Origin of the sequence: Acetobacter oeni, from assembly GCF_011516825.1 — a bacterium.
Classification (GTDB): domain Bacteria; phylum Pseudomonadota; class Alphaproteobacteria; order Acetobacterales; family Acetobacteraceae; genus Acetobacter; species Acetobacter oeni.
Genome location: NZ_WOTA01000060.1, coordinates 1 through 7940 on the forward strand (window position 1 = coordinate 1; position 7940 = coordinate 7940).

Annotated in this window: 6 protein-coding genes and 3 pseudogenes; 6 read left to right on the forward strand and 3 right to left on the reverse strand. The window is 63.4% G+C overall.

Translation table 11 applies throughout. From position 1 onward, the window contains the following. Positions 1–112: 112 nt before the first annotated feature. Positions 113–367: pseudogene (locus tag GOB90_RS18205) on the reverse strand (DDE-type integrase/transposase/recombinase); the annotation flags it as partial. 94 nt (positions 368–461) lie between these two features. Between GOB90_RS18205 and GOB90_RS18210 the strand changes: the two are divergent. Then, entirely contained in the window at positions 462–1841 is a 1380-nt protein-coding gene (locus GOB90_RS18210) for an IS1380 family transposase (RefSeq protein WP_146893051.1), read from the forward strand. 172 nt (positions 1842–2013) lie between these two features. Here the strand turns inward: GOB90_RS18210 and GOB90_RS18215 are convergent. After that, positions 2014–2719 (reverse strand): annotated as a pseudogene (locus tag GOB90_RS18215) (IS3 family transposase); the annotation flags it as partial. 245 nt (positions 2720–2964) lie between these two features. Between GOB90_RS18215 and scpB the strand changes: the two are divergent. The 5 genes from scpB to GOB90_RS18240 all read left to right on the forward strand — a co-directional run bounded on the left by scpB (position 2965) and on the right by GOB90_RS18240 (position 6994). Next, on the forward strand, positions 2965–3489 hold the full coding sequence (gene scpB / locus GOB90_RS18220; protein WP_242012164.1) for an SMC-Scp complex subunit ScpB: 525 nt from the start codon (positions 2965–2967) through the stop codon (positions 3487–3489). Between the two features lie 151 nt (positions 3490–3640). Further along, positions 3641–4402, forward strand: a complete 762-nt coding sequence (locus GOB90_RS18225) for an AbiU2 domain-containing protein (protein ID WP_146893046.1) — start codon at positions 3641–3643, stop codon at positions 4400–4402. After that, positions 4399–5421: a tyrosine-type recombinase/integrase gene (locus GOB90_RS18230; protein ID WP_173572203.1), complete on the forward strand. Its 1023-nt coding sequence runs from the start codon at positions 4399–4401 to the stop codon at positions 5419–5421. Before GOB90_RS18225 ends, GOB90_RS18230 begins: the two co-directional genes overlap by 4 nt. Positions 5422–5424: 3 nt before the next feature. Then, the gene (locus tag GOB90_RS18235; RefSeq protein WP_173572204.1) at positions 5425–6219 is read left to right on the forward strand and encodes a hypothetical protein; all 795 of its coding nucleotides are present in this window, start codon (positions 5425–5427) and stop codon (positions 6217–6219) included. Beyond that, complete coding sequence (locus tag GOB90_RS18240) at positions 6209–6994, forward strand: chromosome segregation protein ScpA (protein WP_173572205.1); 786 nt, start codon at positions 6209–6211, stop codon at positions 6992–6994. Before GOB90_RS18235 ends, GOB90_RS18240 begins: the two co-directional genes overlap by 11 nt. A 108-nt stretch (positions 6995–7102) precedes the next feature. Here the strand turns inward: GOB90_RS18240 and GOB90_RS18245 are convergent. Next, positions 7103–7742, reverse strand: a pseudogene (locus GOB90_RS18245) (IS3 family transposase); the annotation flags it as partial. Between the last annotated feature and the right edge of the window lie 198 nt (positions 7743–7940).

The following is a 7940-nucleotide window of genomic DNA, read 5'->3' on the forward strand; positions in this document are numbered from 1 at the left end:
TTCTGCGGGCCGCAAGACGCTCAATCTGTCGAAACAGGCTCGTGCCGCCTGATCGTTCCTTTATTGTTCATGCCAAACGTTGTTTAGCGTACCATCCACACGATGGCCTCAAACTTTCCGCTACAGCATTGTCGTGGCAATTGCCGCGGTGGCTCATCGAATGTTCCAGATTGTGAGCCCGTATGAAGGCAGTCCAGTCCATGCTGGTGAACTGACTGCCCTGATCGGAGTGGATCAGCACCCGGCTTTTGGGCTTTCGTCGCCAGATGGCCATATGGAGCGCCTGCAGTACCACATCCGAGGTCTGGCGGCTCTGCATCGACCAGCCCACCACACGACGCGAATAGAGGTCGATTACGACAGCTAGCCCGGATATCTCACACGAGTAGGTGCGTCGGGCTCTGAAATCGGCGAAAGTTCTTGTTGGAAAAGGAAACTCCGCGAGCGAGGCCAGAGACCCGATGCAGACAGAGTGTAGCGCAGGCCGGATGGCTTTTGGAACGGTATCCGGACGCAATGTCGTTGCAGATTTTGGGGGCGGGACGATCACGTCGGACGCGGGTGCCCTGCTGCTCGGAGCCACGGACCGGGCAATCGGTCTGACGGAGCGTTTCGCCCGGTGTTTCACGGATGCCCGCGCACCCCATCTCGTCGAGCATGATGTTCGCGCCCTGGTGCTCCAGCGCGTGGCGGGGATTGCGATGGGATACGAGGATCTGGTCGATCACGACCATCTTCGGCACGATCCGGTTCTGGCGACGCTGGCCGGCAGGCTGGACGCGGGCCGTGCCGACTGTGCGCCGCTTGCGGGCAAAAGCACGCTGAACCGGCTGGAACTGGGTCAGGCGAAGCCCACACGCTATCATCGGATCGCCCACGACCCAGCCGCAATCGAAGCGCTGGTCGTCGATGTCTTTCTCGACGCCCACCACATGTCTCCGGGACAGATCGTGCTGGATCTCGATGCGACCGACGATCCCCTTCATGGCCATCAGGAAGGGCGGTTCTTTCACGGCTATTACGACTGCTACTGTTATCTGCCGCTCTACATCTTCTGTGGTCGCCATCTCCTGGCCAGCAGGTTGCGCCCCTCGAACATTGATGGCGCGGCCGGAGCTGTGGAAGACGTCGCACGGATCGTTGGGCATATCCGGCGTCGCTGGCCCCGCGTGCGGATCCTCCTGCGTGCAGACGGTGGCTTCTGCCGCGAGACCCTGATGGCCTGGTGCGAGACCCATCGTGTCGACTTCCTGTTCGGGCTTGCGCGCAATGCCCGGCTGGTCGAGGAAATCGCGGGCAAACTGGCAGCCGCAGAGGCCGAAAGCGCCCGAACGGGCCGGCCTGCGCGCCGATACCGGGATTTCCGCTGGCTGACGCGCGACAGCTGGAGCCGGGCGCGGCGCGTCGTCGGCAAGGCGGAATGGACCGGTGGCGCGGCCAATCCGCGCTTTGTCGTCACCTCCCTCAGTCCCGCCGAGATCAAGGCCCGTCCTCTCTACGAGGCGATCTACTGCGCGCGCGGCGAAATGGAGAACCGGATCAAGGAGTGCCAGCTCGACCTGTTCGCCGACCGGACCTCCTCGGGAACCATGCGCGCCAACCAGTTGCGCCTGTGGTTCGCCTCCATGGCTTATGTCCTGCTCTGCGGCCTGCGAAGGATCGGTCTCGCCCACACGCAGTTCGCCACCGCCACCTGCGGCACGATCCGCGTGAAACTGCTGAAGATCGGCGCCCAGGTCATCCGCAGTGTCCGGCGGATCCGCATCGCCATGGCATCAGCCTGCCCCTGGCAATACGAGTTCGGGCTCGCCCACGCCTTGCTCATGAAAGCCGCACGCTGAAGAACCAGACACCGCAAGCCGCCATTCCCCCAGGAAAACCGACCGTCCACAGACGGGCGACGCTCCCGCTCGCCCGGAAAACAGAAAAACAGCCGCGACGATACGATCAACCACCAGATCACGCGTATCCGTATCCAGGACGCACGCTCCAAAACCTCGTGTGAGATATCCGGGCTAGGTAGGAAAATCCTTCCATGGTGCGGATGCAGGTGATGTCTGTGACCACACCCTGTCGGGTGCCTCGACATCAAACTGCCGGGCCAGCGTGTTGTCGATGACCAGAGATGGCCTGCCACTATGGCTACTTGGCCGCCGCCTGTAGCCAATCTGCGCTTTGATGCCCACCAGTTTTGTCAGGCGTGCTACGCGGTTCGGACAGCAGGTCTCGCCCTGATCGAGCAGATCATCGTGCAGCTTATGGTAGCCATAAACCCTGCCACTGTCGTTCCAGGCCTGACGGATCAACGTGGTCTGTCGGGCATCCTCGCAAGCCCGTCGGCTCAACGGCTCCTTCCGCCAGGCATAGTAGCCACTGGACTGCACGGCCAGACAGCGGCACATCGCCCGAACTCCAAAAAGATCACGATGCTCGGCAATGAAGGCGTATCTCACTTTGCATCCCTGGCGAAATACGCGGTGGCTTTTTTTAAGATGTCGCGCTCCTCGGTGATCCGGGCCAGTTCGCGCTTCAACTGCCGGATCTCGGCATCTTTGCCGGCATCGCCCGATACCACCTTCGCGAATTGCCGCTTCCACGCATACAGCGAATGTGTGCTGACCCCGAGCCGCTGCGAAACTTCCGCTACCGGCTATCCCCGCTCGGTAATCTGCGCCACCGCATCACGCTTGAACTCATCACTGAAATTGGGCTTCCCCATCAACGCCTCCTGTCCTCATTTTTAGGAACCAAGGCGTCCAGAAATCTAGGGGCTACTCAAACCTCACCTGCCGGCTCAGCTCGGGCCAGTTGGGAGGGTAGAGCGCTTTCAGTTCCGGTCGGATCGGCATTCCAGACCAGTAGCATACAATTAGGTTCTGACGGCCTTACGCCGCCAAGTCAATTCACTGACAACATATTCATGGCTCTGGTGGAAAGCGTCGAAGCGCCCCTATGCTCCAAGTGATGTCAGTCTCTTTTCCCGATCCCGTTCGTTTGGCCGAAGCTCTCCTCTTTCAGAGCGGTGGTCCCGTATCCCGAACATCCCTAGCGCGAGCTCTGGGAGAGGACGTGGAGATCGCCCTGATCATGAGTGAGGTGGACAGACGCACCGAGGGACGAGGATTTGAACTGGTCGCGGTCGGCGACGGCTGGATGTTCCGTACCGCTCCCGATCTCGCTGAAGCCTTGAAGGCAGTGCTGGAGAAACCACCCGAACGACTCCCTCGTGCAGCACTCGAGGTGCTGTTGCTCATTGCCGCGCGCCAGCCGGTCACACGCCCCGAGATCGAAAGCTTTCGAGATGCGGCCCTGCCTCAAAAGACCCTGACGCTATTGCAGGAAAAAGGCCTCATTCGCAGCGTCGGTCGTAAGCCGGTGCCGGGCCAGCCTCAACTCTGGGCCACGACCGAAACCTTCCTTATCACCTATGGCCTGAAGTCTCTCACCGAACTGGACCCGCTCCTCGAAGGTTTGAGAGGCCCGCTATAGGCCGTTATGGGCTCTTTCTGCAGGATTTTTTGGACAACTTATCGTTTATCTAACACGTGGTAATGCCCCCTTACCACGCCTTAGAACAGGCTTGCCTTAATCGGGACGGAAGGGCAGACTCCCGCCATCGGGGGGGGGGAGGAGAAGCAGAGTGAGGGCAGGAGAATTGCCGGAATGCGGCGTAGCGTACCGGGTGCCGTCCTTTGTACCGGTCAGCACCGGGTGGCCGGTTTTCCTCGACGGCGTCACCGACCCGAAAATAACGACTCTTGTGCGGACCGAAGAACGTGCGGCGTGCGAGACCATGACGGCGCTGCACCAGTTCGACCTGCTCGTGGCCCTGGCGCCGCGCAGTCAGTATTGGCCCCATGCATGCCCTGGCGACCTCTGGGGAGGCATAGAGACTGTTCGTCAGACATTGCGTCGCATGCTGGTGATCTCACTGACCGGATTGTTCGAACCGAAACTGAAGTCAGGAGGCGGGAGCCTGCACCAAGTGATGTACCTGGCAGGTAAACCGCAGATCAGTGATCTTCTTTTGAAACGACATCAGGTCTTCGGAGACGAGCATCTCGCACAAGTAGAGAGGGCACGGGAGAGTCTGAGCGACTGGGTCGAAAGACTGGAGCAGTCTCCGTTTGCGGAATCCTTTCGTGGGTTACGAAAAATTCGTGACAAGCAGGTCGCTCATTTCGATGCAGACGCGGATGCAGCGGATGCGGTTCAGCTGCACGATGATCTGACGATGCTTATGGAAACGGCGCTCAGCATCGTTACGTCGGCCCATGTCTGGGTGCTTCAGAAAAGGCTGGATTTCGGCGAGATAAGGCGACGAAGCCGCGCTCAGGCCAGTACTGTTGCCGCAGCTGTCACGGGTCACGTAACGGCCCCTGCGCAGGACGCGGTTTCATGAGTTCTGCCAGAGAAGATTTTATCGGTCGGAAGCTTGCCGACAAGTCGCCTGACCCCGACGTCACGCCACGCTCGTCTTCGGGTGCATTGCAGCAGGCGATCGAGGCGGCGAAGGAGACTGCCCGGGCGGCCGCACACGCGCCGGAGACGCTGCGCGCCTACACGCATGACTGGCAGGATTTCTGCCGCTGGTGTCACGAGCATGGTGCTGTTTCGCTTCCGGCTGCCCCGCCGGTCGTGGCGGCCTGGCTGCACGAACTGGCGCCGCGCTACAGCCGCGCGGCGCTTTACCGTCGTCTGGCCGCGATTGGCTACGCACACCGGATGAACAATCTCGAGTGGAGCGCCGGGCATGCAGCGATCCGCGCGACGCTGCGGGCGATCGGACGGCTCCACGGTCGGCCGCAGAAACAGGCGGCAGCGCTGACCTCGAAGGAGATCCGCAAACTGGTCGCGCCGGAGAAGACCCTGACTGACCTGCGCGACCGGGCGCTGCTGCTGATCGGCTTCGCTGCGGCGTTGCGGCGCTCGGAGCTGGTGGCCCTGACCGGCGGGACGGTGCGGGTCACCGCGACCGGGCTGATCCTGACCATCGCCCGCAGCAAGACCGACCAGGAGCAGCAGGGCGAGGAGGTGGCGATCCCGCGCGGCAGACACGCCGCCACCTGTCCGGTGCTGGCCCTGGCAGCTTGGCGCGAGGCGGCGGCGCTGGACGAAAAAGGGCCGCTGTTCCGGCCGGTCAGTCGCTGGGGACAGGTCGGGCGCGACGCGCTGCATCCCGATGCGGTCAGGCGGATCCTGCTGCGCCGGGCAAAGCAGGCGGGGGTGACGGCGCCGGCGGGGGAACGTCTCAGCCCGCACGGTCTGCGGGCCGGTTTTGTGACCGAGGCGTTTCAGGCCAGTGCCCGCGACGAGCAGATCATGGCGCACACCCGGCACCGGGACCTGCGCACCATGCGTCGCTACGTGCGGCGCTCGCGGCGCGAGATCGACTCTCCCGCGCATCTTCTGGATCTCTGAGCCATGGTGAAAACCGTTACGGACCTCGTGGCGGATCTCGATACGGTCACCGACGCGCTCGAGGCGTACCGGATTCAGCTGCGGGCGCAGCCGCTGGCCCATACCTGTACCGGCGACTGCGCGCCGCCACACGGCGACGAGGCGTCGCTGCGGCTTCCCGTCCGCCCGCCCATTCCCTCACAGGCGCCGCGGCCACCCGGGCTGGGGCACAGCATGGTCGTCGAAACGCAGCCGGAAAGCGGCCGGGCCGGGGAGGGCGGCCTCATGGGCTGTGCGCAGCCCGACTGGCTGTATCACCTGCTGACGGTGGAAGGGCCGCCGGAGAGGCTGGCGCAGTTCCGCACCCGGGCGGCCGGACCGGGCCGGATCCCGTGGGCGGCGGAGGCACTGTCGGCGGACGATCTGCTCCGGCCGCTGCTGCCGCCCGGCGCCGGGAGCGAGGCCGGCCGTCTGACCGGGCTGGCGGAGGCGGTCGCCCGGGCCGCCGAACGTCTGCGGGTCCGCGATGGCGGCGTGGACTCCGTTCCGTTCGATCTGAACGCGCTGTGTCCGGTGCCGGTGGAGCTGCTCACACTCGGGCCACAGTCGCCGGACGTCGTGGCGTGGCTGTGCCGGCACTGGGGCACGTCGCGTCCGCTGCAGACGGTGGAGGCTGTGGAGGCCGGACCGGTGGCGCCGGAGACGGTGTGGACGCTCGGGTTCTGGTCGGCGGACTGGACACCCTGGGCGGCGCTGCGGACGATCGCCCGCGACTGGCCGGATCTGTGTCTGCGGATCCGCCCGTTCTATGATGTCTGACGGGTCCCCGCATCTGCAGGCACAGGACTGGGCCGGCCCGCTGGCTCTGCTGGTTGAGCAGGCCCGCAGCGGAGTGCTGGACCTGCGGCGGATGTCGCTGCTGCAGCTGATCGACCAGCTGGGCCGGATCGTGGAGGCGGGTATTCGTGCGCGTCCGCTCGCCCGCAGCGCGGACTGGCTGGTGCTGGCGGCGACGCTGCTGCAGCTGCGGTCGGCCCTGATGCTGCGGGACGGGACACCGGAACGGCAGGCGGCAACCGGACAGACGGAGGTCCTCCGCCAGCGGGCGCTGCGGCGCGAAGCGCTGGAGCAGGCCGTGGCCGCGGTCTCGCAGATCCCGCGACTGGGGGAGCAGGTGTTCGGCCGGGACGGGGAGGGGGAGCCTCACCGGGCTGAAGCCGCGCTGCTGCAGACCGATCTGCTCGACGCCTGCCTCGCGCTGCTGCGGCGACGTCTGAGGCTGCAGCCGGTGCGTCCGGCCCTGCCGCAGCGTTTCTCGTGCTTCACCGTCAGCCAAGCCCTGGCGTGGTGGCGTCAGCATCTGGGGGAAGAGGGCAGGGGGCTGTACCGGCTGGAGGACGGGCTGGTGAAAAGTGAAGGCATCCGGCCAGAAGATCGCGAGGCGTCGCTGCAGCGCAACGCGGCAAAAGCGGCACATTTCCTCGCCGCGCTGGAACTCGGAAAGCAGGGCGCCGTCACCCTGTCTCAGGACATACAGTTCGGAACCGTAGAACTCGCACGCAGGGAAGAACGAGCCGCTCCGGCCGGTGTGTGATGTCTGATGGGCATCTCTTATGGGACGTGTGTCCTAATCGAAACATTCTTCAGGGTCATATCCGGCACGATTGGACTTGCTACGGTTATGTGCCGGTATGTGATCCTGTTAGGCGGCTTTAGCCTCGAAAGCGAGAGGACTGATGTTGCCGAGATATGAATGGCGCCGTCGCGGGTTGTAGAAGCCGTTGACGTACTGGAAGATGGCTGCGGCTGCCTGCCGCCGTGTGGGCCATGTCTGTCGCCAGAGCAACTCGGCCTTCAGGCTCTTGAAGAAGGTCTCCACGGCGGCATTGTCGAAGCAGTTTCCCCTGCCGGACATGGATGGCATCATCCTGCATTCCGTCAGTTTCTTCTGGAAATCGTGTGAGCAATATTGGCTGCCACGATCAGAGTGGAAAATGCAGCCGGGCGCCGGGCGCCGGGTCACGCAGTCGCACCGCCATATCCAGGGCACGGATGGCCAGATCCTTTTTCATCCGGTCGCTTACGGCCCACCCAATCACACGACGACTGAACAGATCGATGACGACAGCGAGGTAGAGCCAGCCCTCGGCAGTCCAGATATAGCTGATATCACCTGCCCATTTTCGGTTGGGTGCGTTGGCCAGAAAGTCGCCGTCCAGAACATTGGCTGCAACACCAAGGGAATGACGGCTGTCAGTTGTGACCCTGTGGCGACGGGTGCGCACTGGGCGGATCCCGTTAAGTTTCATCAGCCGCCCCACACGATGTTCGCCGACATCGACGCGGAAATCTCACAGAAGGGTTGTACATCGGGTTAGATTATGAAAAAGTCTGTTTTGCACAAAAGAAATTTTCGTAAGCTATAAGAAAACCCGATGCAGACAGAGTGTAGCGCAGGCGCGTATGAGTTTCCAGCCTCCTGTGGACGGCGTGTTGTGGCCCGTTTTGACGGGGGTCGCATGAGTTCGGATGGGGGCGTC

What these genes read in the sequence shown, in the direction of transcription:
- GOB90_RS18235 (WP_173572204.1), top strand. Translation starts at nt 5,425, where the DNA reads ATGGTGAAAACCGTTACGGACCTCGTGGCGGATCTCGATACGGTCACC.
- GOB90_RS18240 (WP_173572205.1), top strand. Translation starts at nt 6,209, where the DNA reads ATGATGTCTGACGGGTCCCCGCATCTGCAGGCACAGGACTGGGCCGGC.
- GOB90_RS18230 (WP_173572203.1), top strand. Translation starts at nt 4,399, where the DNA reads ATGAGTTCTGCCAGAGAAGATTTTATCGGTCGGAAGCTTGCCGACAAG.
- scpB (WP_242012164.1), top strand. Translation starts at nt 2,965, where the DNA reads ATGTCAGTCTCTTTTCCCGATCCCGTTCGTTTGGCCGAAGCTCTCCTC.
- GOB90_RS18210 (WP_146893051.1), top strand. Translation starts at nt 462, where the DNA reads ATGCAGACAGAGTGTAGCGCAGGCCGGATGGCTTTTGGAACGGTATCC.